Below are 16193 nucleotides of genomic sequence, written 5' to 3' on the forward strand. Positions count from 1 at the left end.
CACGGATAATTCACATGAATGCTAAACATTTTCACAAAAACCTCGCGCCTTTGCTTCTAAGCCTGGGCTTAGCGCTATCCAGCCCAAGCCAAGCAGGTATACTGACGATTGATAATTTCAGCCATTCTCAAACCGTATTCGACGACGGCAGTAGCTCAGGCTCTACCAGCGATACAGTATCTGTTCTTACCGGCACGGACCTGAGCAATGCCTCAAGGACCTTTATCGCCGAAGCCTCGGGAACCGCGTCAGCCAACACCACGGAAATCGTTTCCGGCGGTAACCAGCTGATCATATCAAATGACGGCCGTTCAGCCGGGAGCGCCTCCATTCTGTGGAATTTCGACCCACTTGATTTAACCGCTCACGGCAACGCCATCCTACTTGAGGTGTTGGCAATCGACCTGGGTGTCAATGTGGAAATGGTAGCCAACGGCAGCTCAAGCTCAGGTATCAAAACGTTTACCGGCAACAATAATTACTTGGTAAGTTTCAGCGACTTCACCAATCTTGCGGTGTTTACCAACCTGCATAGTTTTCGCTTGAACTTCACCGGCCCGGCAAAGTGGGATGGACAGTTCAGGCTGTTAACCACCACAACCCCAGTTCCTGTGCCTGCGGCCTTTGGCTTAATGGGTTCGGCATTATTGGGTTTCATCGCCGTATCCCGCAAAAAATCACTTTCCTGATTCTCAAAAATCTACAACGCTCACCTCCGCCTCTAGTGCGGAGGTGATTTTTTAAGCACTATTCCGCTCGGAAAACACCGCAGAGCTAGCGCTTCTTTCTCCCCGCATAGCCGGAGGCGGCGTATCAACATGGACCAATCCTGACCGACAAGGCACAATAGCCCGCTATTTAATCCCTTTCGTCGCTCATGCTCGCACTTCTGGTCCGTTTTTCCATCCGTTATTCCGGCATTGTCGTAGCCTTGGCCCTAATGCTATTCGCTTACGGCATTTACCGTCTGGCGAACGCCGGCCTGGATATTTTCCCGGAGTTCTCGCCGAAGCAAGTCATCATCCAGACCGAAGCTCCCGGCCTGGCCGCAGAGCAAGTGGAAGTACTGGTCACCCAGCAAATTGAAAACAGCATCAGCGGCCTGATTGGTCTGCAAAACTTACGTTCGCAGTCTATTCAGGGCTTGTCAATCGTCACCGCGACGTTTAACGAACACAGCGACGTGTATCGCAATCGGCAATTGGTCAGCGAACGCCTGAACAGTCTAAGCCAACGCTTGCCGGCCGGCGTCGGTATGCCCGTAGCGGTACCGCTGTCGTCCTCGTCGGCCACAGTATTGACGATAGGCATGCATTCGGATAGCAAGACGCTGATGGAACTGCGCAGCTTGGTGGACTGGAGCTTAGTGCCACGCCTGCTGGCTGTTCCGGGCGTGGCCGATGTGAATGTGTTCGGCGGCGACATCCAGCAACTACAGGTGCAGTTACAACCGGCGGCCTTACAGCGCTTCAATCTATCGATAGACGACATTGTCAACGCGGCGGCCGGTGCGGCGGAAATGAACGGGGCCGGCTTCATCGAAAACGCCAACCAGCGTTTTACACTGCAAATCAGCGGCCAGCCGGCCAATCCCGAGCAGTTCAAACAACTGGTCGTCAAACGCCAGGACGGCATGAACGTGACCTTGGGGGATGTCGCGCAGATCGGTTATGGGCCGGAACCGCCCATCGGCGCGGCACAGATCATGGGCAAGCCTGGGATCGTGATGATGGTGATCGGCCAGTACGGCGCCAACACCTTGTCGGTGTCGCGGCAGGTGGAAACGGTGTTGGAGGAGTTTCAACCGATTTTCAAACAACAGTCCGTGGATTTCTATTCTCACTTGTTCCGGCCAGCCGATTACATCGAAACCTCGGCGCATAATTTGTCCGGACATTTACTGATCGGCGGTCTGTTCGTACTGGTGGTGTTGTATGTGTTCTTATTCAATCTGCGCAGTGCCTTTATCGCCGCCACGGCCATTCCGTTGTCGCTGCTGACCGCCGCGATAGTACTCTTAGAATGCGGCGTCAACTTAAATATTATGGTGCTGGGCGGGCTGGCCATTGCGTTGGGCGAAGTGGTGGACGACGCCATCATCGACACCGAAAACATCTTTAGACGCCTACGCGAAAATCGTTTAAAAATCTTCCCCGATAGCGCTGAAACGGTGATTTATCAAGCTTCGTTGGAAGTACGTAGCTCGGTGGTTTACGCCAGTTTCATCGTCGCCTTGGTATTTGTACCCTTGCTGACCTTGGATGGCGTCAGCGGCCGCTTGTTCGCGCCGCTGGGCGTGTCTTATATTCTGGCGATTTTGATGTCGTTGCTGGTGGCGTTAACCCTGACACCGGCTCTATGCCATTTACTGTTTCGTAACAAACTGCCGGACGACAGCGATCCTCCCTTGTTGCGCCGGCTTAAACCACTGTATGCCAAGCAATTACTCTGGGCTATTAGGCACTTCAAAGCCGTGATGGCGATAGGTGCGGTAGCCTGCCTCATCGGCGTGGCCGCGTTTCTGCGTTTGGATCATAAGTTTCTGCCGGAACTACGCGAAGGCCATTTCATCGTCCACACCGCCAGCGTGCCGGGTACGTCCTTGCAGGAATCGATTCGCGTCGGCAGTTTACTCACCGAGCAAATCACGGCTATCGACGGCGTGGAATCGGTGTCACAATGGGCTGGCCGCGCCGAACGCGGCGCCGATACCTACGGTAGCCATTACAGCGAATACGAAGTGCGCTTAAAACCATCATCCGGCCAAGAACAACAGCAGGTGCAGGACCGCTTACGCGAGGTTTTGGAACAATTCCCCGGCATCAATTTTGAAGCCAATACCTTTTTAACTGAACGGGTCGACGAGACCATTTCCGGTTACACCGCGCCGGTGGTAGTCAATATCTACGGCAACGATCTAACCGAACTGGACCGCAAGGCCCAACAACTGGCTGCGATCATCAATACGCTTCCCGGCGCCGAAGACGTGCAACTGCGCTCGCCGCCGGCCACGGCCATGCTACAAGTCGAACTCAATTTGGAGCAGTTGAAGTTTCGCGGCATCAGTCCGGCCCAAGTGATGAGCGCCCTGCAAACCGCTTACGAAGGTCGCATCGTCGGCAAACATCTGCAAGGCAACCGAATTTTCAATGTCGCAGTAGCATTGGCTCCGGAATGGCGCAGCCAACCGGATTACCTGGTTCAGCTACCGTTAAAAAATACTGAAGGCCAGCGGGTGCTGCTTGGCGAAGTGGCCGAAATCCGCTACGGCGAAGGCCGCTATAACATCCTGCATCAAGGTGCACAGCGCATTCAGACCGTTACTTGCAAGGTGGAAGACAGGGATATGGACGCCTTCATGATCGAATTGAAACAACGGGTCCAAAACGAAATGAGTTGGCGCGACGGCAGCTACCCGGAGTTCATCGGTGCGGCGCTGGAACAAGCCAAGGCCCGCGAAACGCTGATCATCCACGCCCTGCTGGCCGGCGCCGGCGTGCTGATTTTCGTGTTCATCGCCTTGGGTAGCCTTCGGCACATGCTGCTGACCTTGTTAAACCTGCCCTTTGCCCTATTGGGCGGCGTGGCGGCGGTCGTGATCACCGACGCCACGCTGTCGGTCGGCTCTTTCGTCGGCTTCGTGACCTTGTTCGGCATCACCGTGCGCAACTGCATCATGCTGATCTCGCATTACCGCCATCTGGTCGAGCTGGAAGGTCAAATCTGGTCGACGGAGACCTTGATTCGCGGCGCCCAGGAACGCCTGCCGGCCATCCTGATGACTGCGTTGGTCACGGCACTGGCGATGCTGCCGATTGCGATAGGCAGCGATAATCCGGGCCGGGAAATCATGGGACCGATGGCTGCGATCATCATCGGCGGTTTGGCATCTTCCACAGTGTTGAACTTACTATTGTTGCCGGCGATTTTGCAGCGTTATGGCCGGTTTGAGGTGGCGTTTGAGAAACAGATTTAGCGGAAAGAATAGGCTCTTTTGTTAACCTTTCGATACTCCCGCGATCACCGCCTGTCCCAGAGCCAACCCGCCATCGTTCATTGGATAGCGTTGCGGCGACAATACGGTTTTATCGTGCTGGCGCAATTGCTGGCTCACGGCTTCCAGCAACAAGCGGTTTTGAAATACGCCGCCGCTCAAGACGATACTATTCGCGCCGGTTTGGCCGCTCAAGCCATTCAACACATCGACCGTCGCGGCGGCGAGACTATGATGGATGCGGGCAGCGATGCGAGCCTTCTCGGTGCCGCTTTGCAGGTCATTCAGCACCGATTGCCATAAGCCTGGCCAACTTAGCACAGCCAAGCCGGTGCAGTTGGCAATAGCGCAAGCTCGAGGGTAAGGCTGTTCTTCGCCAAAGAAAGGAGTCGCCAATACTTCCATCGCAATCGCTGCCTGTCCTTCATAATCGACCCGTTCGGCATGCAAACCCAACGCGGCAGCGAAAGCGTCGAACCAGCGGCCACAGGAGCTGCTGAGCGGCGAGTTGAGATTTTTTGCCAACATCGTATCCAGCGTCAGCAAGGGTTTTTCGGCTAGTAACTGAATGATGTCCAAATCCGCATAATCGCGTGCCAAAGTTTGCCAGTCGAAATAATGCCGTAGTTGCGCATAAGCGTTACGCCAGGGTTCGCGCATCGCTTGCGCGCCGCCTAGCATTGCGATGGGCTGAAAATGTCCAAGCCGGGTGTAGCCATTGTAATTTCCAAGCAGAAATTCGCCGCCCCAGAGCTCACCGTTCTCGCCCATGCCCAAACCGTCGAAAATCGCCGCCAATACCGGCGGTGCATCCAGACCAACGCCCTGTTCGGCCAAACAAGCCGCTAGATGGGCGTGATGATGCTGGACGCTACATAACTCGATGGATTCCGTTGCAGACAAAGTCTGTCCGTATTGGGTAGACAGGTAGCCGGGATGAACGTCTACAACTATCTGATTCGGACGAAAATCGTTAAGTTTTCGGTACAAATCCATAGCTTGCCGGTAATCGTGTTGCACGACGGCATTTTCCAAATCGCCGATATGCTGACTGACAATGGCTTGGCCGTTTTTCAGTAAGCAAAAACTATTTTTTAATTCCGCACCCATCGCCAGAATATTGCTTGCGTCGTTAAAACCGGTCGGCAACCGCAAAGCCTCCGGACTGAAGCCTCGCCCCCTGCGCAACATCCGCATCTGTCCATCCATCAAACGCACCACCGAATCATCCAGACGATTGACAATCTCGCGGTCGTGCAGGAGCCAATAATCGGCGATGCCCGCGAGTTTTTCCCGTGCTTGGCTGTTATCGATACATTGCGGTTCGTCGCTGATATTGCCGGAGGTTAAGACGATAGGACTGTCCAGTTCTTGCATCAACAAGGTATGCAAAGGCGTATAAGGCAACATGAAACCGAGCTTGTCGTCACCCGACGCGATACCGGGAGGAAGTTGGTCGCCTCGGGCTGACAACAGCACAATCGGCGCAGCGCGCTGCTGCACGGCAGACAGCTCCAGTTGACTTAGGGAAGCATAACGACTAACCATAGCCGCATCCCTCGCCATCAACGCAAACGGTTTGGCATAACGGCGCTTACGCTGCCTGATTCTATCGACAGCCTCAGCATTACTCGCGTCGCAAGCAAGATGAAAGCCTCCCAGTCCTTTGATGGCGACAATATAACCTTGGCGGATCAATTCGGCGGTACGGCCAATCGGATCATCAGCTGCCAAAGTCTGCCCTTGATGATCCTCCAACCGCAATGTCGGCCCACACACTGGACAACAATTGGCCTGCGCGTGAAAGCGCCGGTCGGCTGGATCGTTGTATTCCTGTTGACACTGCGGACACATAGCAAACGCCGCCATGCTGGTGTTTTGGCGGTCGTAAGGCACGCTGCGTACAATCGATAAGCGTGGGCCGCAATGCGTGCAATTGGTGAAGGGGTAGCGATAACGGCGATTATGCGGATCGGCAATATCCGCCAAGCACTCCGGACAGGTCGCGGCATCAGCGGCGACCGGGGTATCGATGCAATTGTGACTGCTAACTACAATCGTAAATTCATCAGGCGCGATGCCCGGCAATTCATCAACTTCCAAACTATCCAAACGCGCTAAGGGCGGCAACCGCAGGGCAATTTGTTGCAAAAAGTTGCTCAGATCTTGCGTGTCACCGAAGGCATGTATCATCACCCCTTCGCCGTCGTTCCATACCGAACCGGTCAAACCGTGCTGGCGCGCCAAATGCCAGATCGTCGGTCGAAACCCGACGCCCTGCACCACACCGCGCACTCGAATGGCCTTGCCAGGCATCAGCAGATGCGCGGTAACTGCTCACCGACCGGCCAATCGACGATACGCCGTCCGCCGAAAGCCGTGATCATCTGCACGAAGCCGTGCGGGTCGGCAATGACTTCGCCGATGATAGCCGCATCTTGGCCCAGAGGGTGCTGTCGCATCGCCGCCAACAAGTCGTCGGCGGCAGCGGCGTCGCAAATGCAGACTAATTTACCTTCGTTGGCGACATATAAAGGATCGAGGCCGAGGATTTCGCAGGCGGCTTTGACTTCGGCTTTGACCGGAATCTTGGCTTCGTCGATCACCATACCCACGCCGGACTGTTTGGCTAACTCGTTCAATGCCGTCGCCAGCCCGCCACGCGTCGGGTCTCGCAAGCAGCGTAAGGCCGTTGGTGCGGTTGCCACCAAATCGGCGACCAAACTATGCAAGGCCGCTGAATCGGAAACGATAGTGGTCTGAAATTGCAGATTCTCGCGACTGGCCATGATCGCCACGCCATGATCGCCAATCGATCCGCTAATTAAAATCGCGCAACCTGGCTCAGCGCGGTCGCCGGAGATAGTCACCCCCTCAGGCACCAGACCCACACCGGTCGTGGTAATGAACACCCCATCACCCTTGCCGCGTTCCACCACCTTGGTATCGCCGGTAACAATCGGCGTGCCGGCAGCCTTGGCAGCGGCGGCCATGCTGATAACGATTTTTTCCAGATCGACCAGCGGCAAACCTTCTTCCAGGATAAAACCCGCCGAGAGATATAAGGGTTTTGCACCGGACATCGCCACGTCGTTCAGCGTGCCATGCACCGCCAAAGAGCCGATGTCGCCGCCCGGAAAAAACAAAGGTGAAATCACATGACCGTCGGTGCTGATCGCCAAGCGCCCAGCCGGTAAATTGAATAAGGCTTGATCGTTATGCTGGCGCAGCAAGTCGTTGTCAAAATGCTTGATGAACAACTCATCAATCAATTGCGCCATGGCGCGACCCCCACCACCGTGACTGAGATCGACGTGGCCGGATTTTAGATTTAAAGGGATTGCATAGCGGTCTGGCACGGTTCAGGTCTCGTTTTTGAAAGAAGTCATTGGCGGACAAACTTGTAATGGCATGCACCACAAACCACTTAAAACACACACAGCACCGCGAGATGTTTGCTTCGCATTTCAGGCTGTGATAGAAAACTTCCGCCGGTGAAAAAATCATCAGCACCATCGGTTGGCTCCGGATACTGATGTCAAACAGTGTTAGCGCTCACCGCTCGGTAAAATAACTACAATCACGAGGAAACCACAATGAAAACTAAAATTTTTGCACTGCTGGCGATTGCTTCTGTTGCTTTAATTCCTTCCCTGTCCGCAGCGGGCGAAGCGGACACCTGCAAAGGTTGCCATAACGGCTCCGTGGCGCCGGCTGTTGACGCTTTGAAAACCAAATTCAAAACCGCTGACGAATTAGTGGCCGGCGCGAAAGCCTCTAAAAACGAGATGATGAAACCTATGCAAGGCAACGAAGCCAAATTGAAAGCCGCTGCTGCAGAAATCTATAAATAAGCCCTGCCCTCTCACCCCAGTGCAACCTGGTGTGATCCAGGTGGATACTTTACGGTGTCCACCTTCTTATCCCCTAAGCTTGCCGCAGCCGGCCATAACTCCAATAAGCGGCACACGCGCCTTCCGACGATACCATGCACGAGCCCATCGGGTTTTCCGGGGTGCAGACCGTACCCAGCAATTTGCAATCTTGTGGTTTTTTCGCGCCGCGCAGGATGGCTGGGCATTCGCAGCCTTTCACATCGCTGGCTTTGATAGCCGGCATCTCGAAGCGCTGTTCGGCGTCGAAGTTGGCAAACCCGGCTTGTAATTTCAATGCGCTATTCGGAATCAGTCCCAGACCGCGCCATTCAAATTGCGGACGTAGCTCAAACACCTCCGCCATCAAGGTTTGCGCTTTGACGTTGCCGTCGCGCGTCACGGCCCGGCTGTATTCGTTTTCCACTTCATGCCGGCCATCGTTGAGTTGCCGAATCAGCATCAGTGAAGACTGCATCACGTCTAAGGGCTCGAAACCGGCAATGACGATGGGTTTGGCGTAATGTTCAGAGAAGGTCTCGTAGGGTTTGCTACCGATCACGCTGCTGACGTGTGAAGGCCCGAGAAAAGCGTCGATAGCCACAGGTTCCGGCGCATCCAGAATGGCCTTCATTGCAGACGGGGTGAGTACATGGTTGCAAAACACCGAAAAATTAGTCAGCCCTTCGGCCTGTGCCTGTTTAATGGCAACGGCAGTCGGCGGCGTAGTGGTCTCAAAACCAATCGCAAAAAACACCACTTGCCGGTCCGGGTTATCCCGGGCGATTTTCAAGGCGTCCTGGGTAGAATAAACCATGCGAATATCGCCGCCGGCCGCCTTGGCCTTCAGCAAACTCTTCCGTTCGGAAGCGGGCACCCGCATCAGATCCGCATAAGTGCAGAGAATCACATCCTGCTGTTCCACCAACTGCATCGCGTTGTCGATGCGTCCCGTCGGCAGCACACACACCGGGCAACCGGGACCGTGAATGAACTCGACATTGCTGGGCATTAAATCCTGTACGCCATAACGAAAAATCGCATGGGTATGGCCGCCACAAAACTCCATTAGCCGGTAGTGCCGATCAGGATTAACGGTTTGGGCAATGACCTGCGCCAATTGCTTTGCTACATCATGCTGACGGAATTCGTCGATGTACTTCATGATGCGGTTAGCCCCGCTTCGGCAAACAATGCCAAGGTTTTCAGGGCCTCGTCCTCGTCGATCTTGTTCAGGGCGTAACCCACATGCACCAGCACATAATCACCGACTTTCACGTCATCCACCAAAGCCAGCGACACTTCGACCTTGACGCCGTCTACCGACGCCGTCGCCATCTGCGTCGCAAAATCGATATCGGTAATTTGGGCAGGCAGGGCTAGGCACATAGCAGTATTAAAAGTGGCGGCAAAGTTGCTTAAGCATACGCGATGCGCTGCAAGGCCATCTCGGCGCGCAGCCACGTTAGCCAGTTGTCCATGCCTTCGCCGGTTTTGGCCGATAGCGACAAAACCTTGATGCGCGGGTTAACTTGTTTCGCGTATTGAATACATTGGGCGCTATCAAAGTCCAGGTAAGGCAACAAATCGGTTTTGTTTAAGATCATCAAATCGGCGGCGTGAAACATATCCGGGTATTTGATCGGTTTATCTTCGCCTTCGGTGACCGACAATATCACCACTTTATGCGCTTCGCCCAAGTCAAAAGCCGATGGACACACCAAATTGCCGACGTTTTCGATAAACAACAAACTATGCTCGGGTAGATTCAAACTTTCCAGGCCATGACCGACCCGATGCGCGTCCAGATGACAGCCCTTGCCGGTATTGATTTGTAGCGCCGGCACGCCAGTAGCTCGGATGCGGTCGGCGTCGCGGGCGGTTTGTTGGTCACCTTCGATCACCGCGATGCTCAACTCGTCTTTCAATCGCAGAATGGTTTCGGTCAGCAGCGTGGTTTTGCCGGAGCCGGGACTGGACACCAGATTCAAAGCCAGCATCCCGCGTTCGCTGAAATAGTGGCGGTTTTCGTCGGCGTAGCGGTTATTTTTGGCCAGAATATCCTGCTCGATCTGCACCATCCGCGCCTGAGTCAGACCGGGAGCATGTGAATGTTCTGCAGTATGTTCGTGATGATGGTGATGTCCATGCTCGTGACTGTGGTGGTGATCATGAGCATGCTCGTGATCGTGTGGTTCGTCGTGCGAGTGGGTATGGCCCTCGCCGCAGCCGCATACGCCGCACATTACTCTACCTCCAGTTCTTTAATTCGCATTTGATCGCCATCGACGATCTGTAATTGATGACTGCCGCAGTGTGGACATTCGTCGTATAACTGTCTCACCAGCACCTCACAGCCGCAGGGCATGCACCAAGCCACACCCGGCACGTCGATAATTTCCAAGCGGGCCTGGTCGGCCAGAGAACCTTGCATCACCACTTCAAAACTAAACTGCATCGCCTCCGGCTCCACGCCCGACAAGGCGCCGATCTCTAGCCACACGGTTTTGACTTTGGCAAATTGCTGGGCTTTGGCCTGTTGTTCGATAATCTGTAACACGCTCTCGCAGAGCGACATTTCGTGCATGATGATTGCTCTGTAAATTTCAGTTTTCCGGCATCAAAATCAGTCGGTATTGCACGCAAGGATCGACCGCATTTATCAGCCATTCCGCCTGCTGCCGCAAACCATCGACATCGTCCGCTTGCAAAGACTTTAAATCTTGGGCCAGCACGCCATCGGGGTGAAAATTCCATTCGGTCGGCGCCACTATGCGGTAATCGTACACCCGGCCCTGACGTAAGGCCAGGCGATGAATCAATAAGCCGCGCGCGGCTTGCAGTTGTGCCAGACCAATGCCATCGGCGGCACACGCCGACATCGTTCCAAGCGATGGTTTTAAGCCCTGCGGGATAGCAGCCACTTCTAATAACACGGCAACAAAGCGCAGCAGCAAACCATTCCCGTAGCGGCCGTGCAAATCCGCGAGCAAGGGTGACGCTTGCTGACGACTCAATGGCGTCGTCTCAAAACAGCGGCCCTGCCACTGTGGCGTCCGACAGAAGGCCAAAGGATCTGTGTTTTGCATCTGCCTGTTCAGTTCGGCCGGATCCAATTCCGGCAAACCCAACACTGGACTGTTCCCCAGCAGCGGCCAATCGCATTGATATACAGCATTCAATAGTTGCGCTGCCAATCCTGTATTACTGTCCAACCAGTCGCGCAAATGCACTTCGTCCGAAATCGCCAGAAACCCGCTGCGGCCTCCAGCAAAAATCGCTTGATCGATTAAGCTGGTCAATTCAACAAGCAAAGTCTGCAAAAACGGTCCGTCGATCTGCAACTGGCTATCCAGCTTAAACGCCTCGCCATCTTTGAATAAACACGGTTTGAACTGCCTATCCAATTTCAATAGCGCCGCAAGCGCGAGCTTATCGGCAGGCTGACCCAGCAAAACCGGCCAATCCAGCAATATCCGCCAAGCATGTTCGCGGACCGTTTCCAGTTGCACCAAGCATTCCCGAGCGGCATCCGCTTCCAGCTCGGCGTCCAAGCTCAGCGCGGCGCGACAAGCCAGTAATGCGGCGTAAGCCTGGGCATTGCTACATAGGGAAAACAGCAGCGGCACCATACTCAACAGCTGTTCCGGGGTTTTGCCGCGAAACACCCGCGCCGCTTCGGGCCGAGTTGAGTCTATCTTCACCGCACCGACCTGACCGGCGCGATGCGTCAGTTCGATAGTAATCTCGCCCGCCGGCGTCACTTAAGGTCTTACCAAATTGCCGCGCAACAAATCGCGGCGGCTGATGGCTCGTGGCACGGGAACGGCTAGCAAAGCTTGCAATGCACTTTCTGCAGCCGCCACGGCCGCCGCCTGATCGGCAAATTGAAACATCGGCGAAAATAGCGAACATTGCGCGTAGCGCCCCAATTGCCCTTCGTCAGCGACGACAAATTCGAAACTGCCGTACGGAAAAGCCTGGTCAAACTTGCTTCCTGGCGCTTGCGCCGGCCATTGGCTATCCTCGACTGGCAGCAGTAACAGATTCATAAACCAGGGCGTAATCAACACCCCCACCCAATCGGCGTTGTAGCGGTTAAACCCTAGAGCGCGCACCGCTAATGCCGGATTCAGCACCGGCATTTCGCGCATCCGTTGGGCCAGGATATCGTTAAACACAGCGTCCAGCATTTGCCGAATCTGCTCACCGTCCTGCCAGTGCATACTTAGTCGTCCAGCACCAAAAAGCCTTGTTTGGGCGCGCCGCATTGCGGGCAACTCCAATGCTCAGGCAAGTCGGCAAAGGCGGTACCGGGCGGCATTTGCCAAACGGCATCGCCCTCGGCCGGGTCGTAGACATGCCAGCAAATCTTGCATTCCAGCTTGGCCTCGGGAGGCAAGCGCGAGGCATCGCCACCGTAAGCCCCGGCAAAGAAGTCTTCGCTCACAAATACACCTGCAAAATTTCCTGCAAACGCTGGTGGCTGTCGGCAATGTCTTCCGCCGACGCGCACGCCACATTCGGCACGTCGCTAACTTCCAGGGTATTGAGAATCAGCGTGTCTTGCGAATTAAAATACCGCACCCACCAGACGTTGCGGGTGGCGGTAGCGTCGATCCGGCAGTTACCGTAACCGCGCGACAAAATCGTCACCGCCCCCTTGCCCAAGCGTTGCTCCAAAAACACCAAATCCTGCTCGGTTTGCGGCAGCAAACTCAAGTTGATGATATGCGCTTCGGCACCGGGATGATACTCGGCGATCTTGGCATTCAATTCCGCCAACAACGGCGGTGCGTTCATCACCCCTTCCGGCAACGCGCTCATGTCAGTATCGATATGCTTGGCGGCATCGGCAAATGCGGTTTGCAGGATGGCTTGGGGAATGATGCCGACTTCCAATGTATCGGTAACGATCTGCTTTTGCGCGTCGAGGCGTTGCGAACGCCAGACACCGGCCAGCACCGATTCCTGAATCCGCAGAGTTTGCGCGCCTTTACAGAGCATGCTGACCTCGCCTTCGCCGAGCAGTTCGTCTACGAACTGACGATTGGTTTGGTCCAGGCTTATCAAATCTATGGTTTGGCTGTTTGCCGGGAACGTTGCCAAATCCTCCTCAAGCTGCTGCAACGCGGTTTTGGCCTGCGCCAGATCAGCCGCGTTCAAGTCCACCGAAATCGTCGGCATCCGGTAGGTGGCCATTTCTTCCGGCATTGCCAGATAGTCGAGTTCGACGCCGTCTTCCTCGGCGGGTTGGCTGCCTTGGCCGAAAATTGGGAGAGATATACTGGTCATTTTTTGGTGGTTTGTTGAATTAAGTTTGTTGGCTGGATAAGCGAAGTGCATCCGGCATTGGGTTGTTGGTTTATTTGGTGTCGCTATCGCGGTTTATTTTGATGTCTGGTCTCGGCCCGACAGCCGAAATACTTTCTTTTGCGTGGCCAAAAGAAAGTATTCAAAGAAAAGGCCACCCGACATTCCGCCTTAATCCTGCGCTTTACGAAAACCATCCATGGTTTTCGCCCTTCGGGCCAGCCTATCGGCTGTTCAAATTTGCTCCAGGCAAATTTGTCGCTTTTGGCGAGGGTTTTCGGAAGGGCCATCCCTGGCCCTCCGAAAACGAGCGGCATCCCTGCCGCTCCCCTATCGGGCTAATCTCGCCAAAAGCTGCGATGCTCGGGGCGAAATAACGGGACCACCCCCCAAAATCTAAGGAAATGAATGTGAGCAAATGGAGCTGCAGCACACGAAAGCATACGAGACCTGTAAAAATAATTGGCACTCATTCGATTAAAGCAGGCGATGCAATATTAAGTTCTAACACCTTGGAACTTTTGTTTCAATAATTCAACACTCATCTCCAACTCCTCTTGTAAGTGCTTAGGGAGAGTTTGTTGAGTATACGGCGGCATTTGCAAGAGCTTTCCAGCCGAAAAAACAGAATGATGTGAATATTGGTTAAACTCCACCACTTTTTCAAAGAACCCACAAAAAGTCTCTACCCCTTGCACAACCAATTCCACAAGAGAATCAATATCTTTTAAGGTTAAAATCCATATTGGCAACGGATCATCATAGTCCTCAATTAACGTTTGCACATCACCAATCCACAAATCGTCATTTGTAACAATAATTCGAAAGCAGATAGAATTTTTAAAAACAGAGAGAGCTGCGCATTTACTTCTTGTACTATCAAGCTGATTCTTAGCTTTAAGTATTGTGCCTTTCAATTTAGCTTTCAAGGTTTCGGGAGCAGAGTCAGTTGGAATTGCTTTCGTTAGCGATTTATTTTTTACTTCAAATAATAAATACGCTTTAGGCTCTATTATCATGAAATCGCATACCTTAAGATCTTTTCCAATTAATTCTTGTATTTGAGATTCGTTAAGATAACTCGCTCCGCTTCTTTTAAAGCCAAAGTCAACATATCTAGAAATTATCTCGTCATAGCTCTGTCGAAGACTAATATCTTAATTTTCTAGCCAATCTCCCATTAAGTTTTCAAAATACCTTCTTAAACAAGGCCTTCCAAATGGAATTACTGCATTTTCATGGCTAATACAGGGCGTCTTATAAAAAGGTGTCGGCTGATACCATTCGTCAAGTTCAATTATCCGTTGAGACAAAGCTATATGTAAATTTTCTTCTGTCAAAGCTATTGAACTTAAAAAAATACATAACTCATCTTCCGAATAAAATGGTTTAAGTTCTTTAAAATAGTGATAATTGAACCATGGCGTTTCACTAATTGAGCGAGACCAAAACATCAAGCCAATTTCGCAGTACTTATCGATTGGCATGCCAGCTTTTTTATCAAGAAATGATAAGAGCTTGCTATTTTTCTCAAGTCTTTTAATTAAATAAATCTGCAAAATAAAAGCATGATGATCTAGATGAGTTTGCCATGGCATTTGCGGCAAAAAAATCTGCCTCACAAATAGCTTTACTGACTTAATATTTTGATTTTTTGAGAACAGATCGTCTATAGAATTCCATGCAAAATTTGCAAGTATTTTTACGTCTACTTCATTAGCTGATTTCTCACCATAAAAACAAGCCTTGTCAGACAAAAGCCATATTGCCAACCTCTCTACTACCCAAGGAAGACCAGATAAGTCTTCTACCATCTCATTCGAGATAGGTCTATTTAAATAACGTAATATCGCATCAAGTAATCCATTAAAATTAAATTGACGCATTTTATTTCGGATTGGTTTAATGGCCTGAGCATATGAGCTATCAATTGGACGTTTTCCAATTTCCATAATCAACAACTTCTTATAGGTTTGTGGGAGTTCACTAGACTGGGCAAAACAACATGAAACCCAGCAAAATAGGCCAAAGCTGGGTTTACACTACCGTTCCAACCCAGCCTACCAAAAAATCTTTGCTGCGCACAATAACCGTTGGAGTGGACTGTTCCCGTTATTCCGCCCCGAGCATCGCAGCTTTTGGCGAGATTAGCCCGCAGGGGAGCGGCAGGGATGCCGCTCGTTTTCGGAGGGGCTGGGAAGCCCCTTCCGAAAACCCTCGCCAAAAGCGAGAAGCGCAGGATTAAGGCGGAATGTCGGGTGGCCTTTTCTTTGAATACTTTCTTTTGGCCACGCAAAAGAAAGTATTTCGGCTGTCGGGCCGAGACCCGACATCAAAATAAACCGCGATAGCGACACCAAATCAATCAAAACCCCTGAAACAAAAAATCCAACGCTGCCCCAACCTCAAACCGCTGCGCTTCCAACGACATCACGGGTGATTTCAAAATCCGCGCCGGAACAGCTGCCAATTTCGGCGTTTCCAACACACACTCAAGACCATCGACCACCACAATCGGGCTCAAATTAATGGGTAATTTGACTGCCGGAAAGCGATCAAGCCGGCGCAGCGGTACGACGACTCGGCTGTCCAAAGAATTCAAGACATCGCTTTGCACATCCAGCAGATACGGTACGTCGTCGGACGTTGTACTGCTATTGCGGTAAACATCGAAACGCGCCATGTCAGAAAGACCGCCATTCGTCTAGCGGCAAACCGTCTTGCTCAATCGTTTGGTTGTAGGCTGCGATAAACTCGGCATGCTCTTGCTGCCAACGCCTTTCTCTTTCGCCGCGCACCAACTCGCGCAGGTGTCGGTCGCAGGCCTGCGAAATATTGATATTCAATGCCTTGGCCTCGGCCAGCACATCGGCAGACAAGGTGATATTGGTGGCTTTCTTTGTTGCGCTATTCGTGACTGCCATGATGTTGTCTCCATGAATATGGCTTTAGTATGCGCATTGTACTCCAACATAAAGACTGTTGGAGTACTGCGCAATAGTGACACCAAATTG

The 16193-nt window shown here is 52.7% G+C and carries 17 protein-coding genes; 3 read left to right on the forward strand and 14 right to left on the reverse strand.

The features are described 5' to 3' along the window. Window positions 1-14: 14 nt before the first annotated feature. On the forward strand, window positions 15-689 hold the full coding sequence (locus tag G006_RS0111865) for a PEP-CTERM domain protein (RefSeq protein WP_020483407.1): 675 nt from the start codon (window positions 15-17) through the stop codon (window positions 687-689). Window positions 690-877: 188 nt separating this feature from the next. After that, complete coding sequence (locus G006_RS0111870; RefSeq protein WP_020483408.1) at window positions 878-3976, forward strand: efflux RND transporter permease subunit; 3099 nt, start codon at window positions 878-880, stop codon at window positions 3974-3976. Between the two features lie 21 nt (window positions 3977-3997). On the opposite strand, the gene hypF is transcribed toward G006_RS0111870, so the two are convergent. Then, window positions 3998-6310, reverse strand: coding sequence for a carbamoyltransferase HypF (gene hypF / locus G006_RS0111875; RefSeq protein WP_020483409.1), 2313 nt, complete (start codon window positions 6308-6310; stop codon window positions 3998-4000). Beyond that, window positions 6310-7353: a hydrogenase expression/formation protein HypE gene (hypE, locus tag G006_RS0111880; RefSeq protein WP_026147005.1), complete on the reverse strand. Its 1044-nt coding sequence runs from the start codon at window positions 7351-7353 to the stop codon at window positions 6310-6312. The genes hypF and hypE overlap by 1 nt, the downstream gene beginning before the upstream one ends. A 237-nt stretch (window positions 7354-7590) precedes the next feature. On the opposite strand from hypE, the gene G006_RS0111885 reads away from it, so the two are divergent. Further along, window positions 7591-7848 carry a hypothetical protein gene (locus tag G006_RS0111885; protein WP_020483411.1) on the forward strand — a complete coding sequence of 86 codons (258 nt, stop codon included), beginning with the start codon at window positions 7591-7593 and terminating at the stop codon, window positions 7846-7848. Window positions 7849-7921: 73 nt separating this feature from the next. Here the strand turns inward: G006_RS0111885 and hypD are convergent, their stop codons facing one another. The 12 genes from hypD to G006_RS0111955 form a co-directional block, all read right to left on the reverse strand. Beyond that, on the reverse strand, window positions 7922-9031 hold the full coding sequence (gene hypD, locus G006_RS0111890) for a hydrogenase formation protein HypD (protein WP_020483412.1): 1110 nt from the start codon (window positions 9029-9031) through the stop codon (window positions 7922-7924). Then, window positions 9028-9255, reverse strand: a complete 228-nt coding sequence (locus tag G006_RS0111895) for a HypC/HybG/HupF family hydrogenase formation chaperone (RefSeq protein ID WP_020483413.1) — start codon at window positions 9253-9255, stop codon at window positions 9028-9030. Before G006_RS0111895 ends, hypD begins: the two co-directional genes overlap by 4 nt. 29 nt (window positions 9256-9284) lie before the next feature. After that, the gene (gene hypB, locus G006_RS25495) at window positions 9285-10112 is read right to left on the reverse strand and encodes a hydrogenase nickel incorporation protein HypB (RefSeq protein WP_033193925.1); all 828 of its coding nucleotides are present in this window, start codon (window positions 10110-10112) and stop codon (window positions 9285-9287) included. After that, window positions 10112-10453: a hydrogenase maturation nickel metallochaperone HypA gene (gene hypA, locus G006_RS0111905; RefSeq protein WP_020483415.1), complete on the reverse strand. Its 342-nt coding sequence runs from the start codon at window positions 10451-10453 to the stop codon at window positions 10112-10114. Before hypA ends, hypB begins: the two co-directional genes overlap by 1 nt. Window positions 10454-10472: 19 nt before the next feature. Then, window positions 10473-11630, reverse strand: coding sequence for a hypothetical protein (locus G006_RS0111910; RefSeq protein ID WP_020483416.1), 1158 nt, complete (start codon window positions 11628-11630; stop codon window positions 10473-10475). Further along, complete coding sequence (hybE, locus tag G006_RS0111915) at window positions 11631-12092, reverse strand: [NiFe]-hydrogenase assembly chaperone HybE (RefSeq protein WP_020483417.1); 462 nt, start codon at window positions 12090-12092, stop codon at window positions 11631-11633. Window positions 12093-12094: 2 nt separating this feature from the next. Beyond that, on the reverse strand, window positions 12095-12316 hold the full coding sequence (locus G006_RS0111920) for a rubredoxin (protein WP_020483418.1): 222 nt from the start codon (window positions 12314-12316) through the stop codon (window positions 12095-12097). Beyond that, entirely contained in the window at window positions 12313-13161 is an 849-nt protein-coding gene (locus G006_RS0111925; protein WP_026147006.1) for a hydrogenase expression/formation protein, read from the reverse strand. The genes G006_RS0111920 and G006_RS0111925 overlap by 4 nt, the downstream gene beginning before the upstream one ends. 515 nt (window positions 13162-13676) lie before the next feature. After that, window positions 13677-14198, reverse strand: coding sequence for a hypothetical protein (locus tag G006_RS0111935; protein WP_020483421.1), 522 nt, complete (start codon window positions 14196-14198; stop codon window positions 13677-13679). Window positions 14199-14336: 138 nt separating this feature from the next. Further along, on the reverse strand, window positions 14337-15131 hold the full coding sequence (locus G006_RS0111940) for a hypothetical protein (RefSeq protein ID WP_020483422.1): 795 nt from the start codon (window positions 15129-15131) through the stop codon (window positions 14337-14339). Between the two features lie 413 nt (window positions 15132-15544). Then, complete coding sequence (locus tag G006_RS0111950) at window positions 15545-15862, reverse strand: CcdB family protein (RefSeq protein WP_020483424.1); 318 nt, start codon at window positions 15860-15862, stop codon at window positions 15545-15547. Window position 15863: 1 nt separating this feature from the next. Beyond that, on the reverse strand, window positions 15864-16103 hold the full coding sequence (locus G006_RS0111955; protein WP_020483425.1) for a type II toxin-antitoxin system CcdA family antitoxin: 240 nt from the start codon (window positions 16101-16103) through the stop codon (window positions 15864-15866). Window positions 16104-16193 lie beyond the last annotated feature (90 nt).

It is taken from the genome of Methylomonas sp. MK1 (genome assembly GCF_000365425.1).
GTDB lineage: Bacteria > Pseudomonadota > Gammaproteobacteria > Methylococcales > Methylomonadaceae > Methylomonas.

What these genes read in the sequence shown, in the direction of transcription:
- G006_RS0111865 (WP_020483407.1), top strand. Translation starts at nt 15, where the DNA reads ATGAATGCTAAACATTTTCACAAAAACCTCGCGCCTTTGCTTCTAAGC.
- G006_RS0111870 (WP_020483408.1), top strand. Translation starts at nt 878, where the DNA reads ATGCTCGCACTTCTGGTCCGTTTTTCCATCCGTTATTCCGGCATTGTC.
- hypF (WP_020483409.1), bottom strand. Translation starts at nt 6,310, where the DNA reads ATGCCTGGCAAGGCCATTCGAGTGCGCGGTGTGGTGCAGGGCGTCGGG.
- G006_RS0111885 (WP_020483411.1), top strand. Translation starts at nt 7,591, where the DNA reads ATGAAAACTAAAATTTTTGCACTGCTGGCGATTGCTTCTGTTGCTTTA.
- hypD (WP_020483412.1), bottom strand. Translation starts at nt 9,031, where the DNA reads ATGAAGTACATCGACGAATTCCGTCAGCATGATGTAGCAAAGCAATTG.
- G006_RS0111895 (WP_020483413.1), bottom strand. Translation starts at nt 9,255, where the DNA reads ATGTGCCTAGCCCTGCCTGCCCAAATTACCGATATCGATTTTGCGACG.
- hypB (WP_033193925.1), bottom strand. Translation starts at nt 10,112, where the DNA reads ATGTGCGGCGTATGCGGCTGCGGCGAGGGCCATACCCACTCGCACGAC.
- hypA (WP_020483415.1), bottom strand. Translation starts at nt 10,453, where the DNA reads ATGCACGAAATGTCGCTCTGCGAGAGCGTGTTACAGATTATCGAACAA.
- hybE (WP_020483417.1), bottom strand. Translation starts at nt 12,092, where the DNA reads ATGCACTGGCAGGACGGTGAGCAGATTCGGCAAATGCTGGACGCTGTG.
- G006_RS0111925 (WP_026147006.1), bottom strand. Translation starts at nt 13,161, where the DNA reads ATGACCAGTATATCTCTCCCAATTTTCGGCCAAGGCAGCCAACCCGCC.
- G006_RS0111935 (WP_020483421.1), bottom strand. Translation starts at nt 14,198, where the DNA reads ATGATAATAGAGCCTAAAGCGTATTTATTATTTGAAGTAAAAAATAAA.
- G006_RS0111940 (WP_020483422.1), bottom strand. Translation starts at nt 15,131, where the DNA reads ATGGAAATTGGAAAACGTCCAATTGATAGCTCATATGCTCAGGCCATT.
- G006_RS0111950 (WP_020483424.1), bottom strand. Translation starts at nt 15,862, where the DNA reads ATGGCGCGTTTCGATGTTTACCGCAATAGCAGTACAACGTCCGACGAC.
- G006_RS0111955 (WP_020483425.1), bottom strand. Translation starts at nt 16,103, where the DNA reads ATGGCAGTCACGAATAGCGCAACAAAGAAAGCCACCAATATCACCTTG.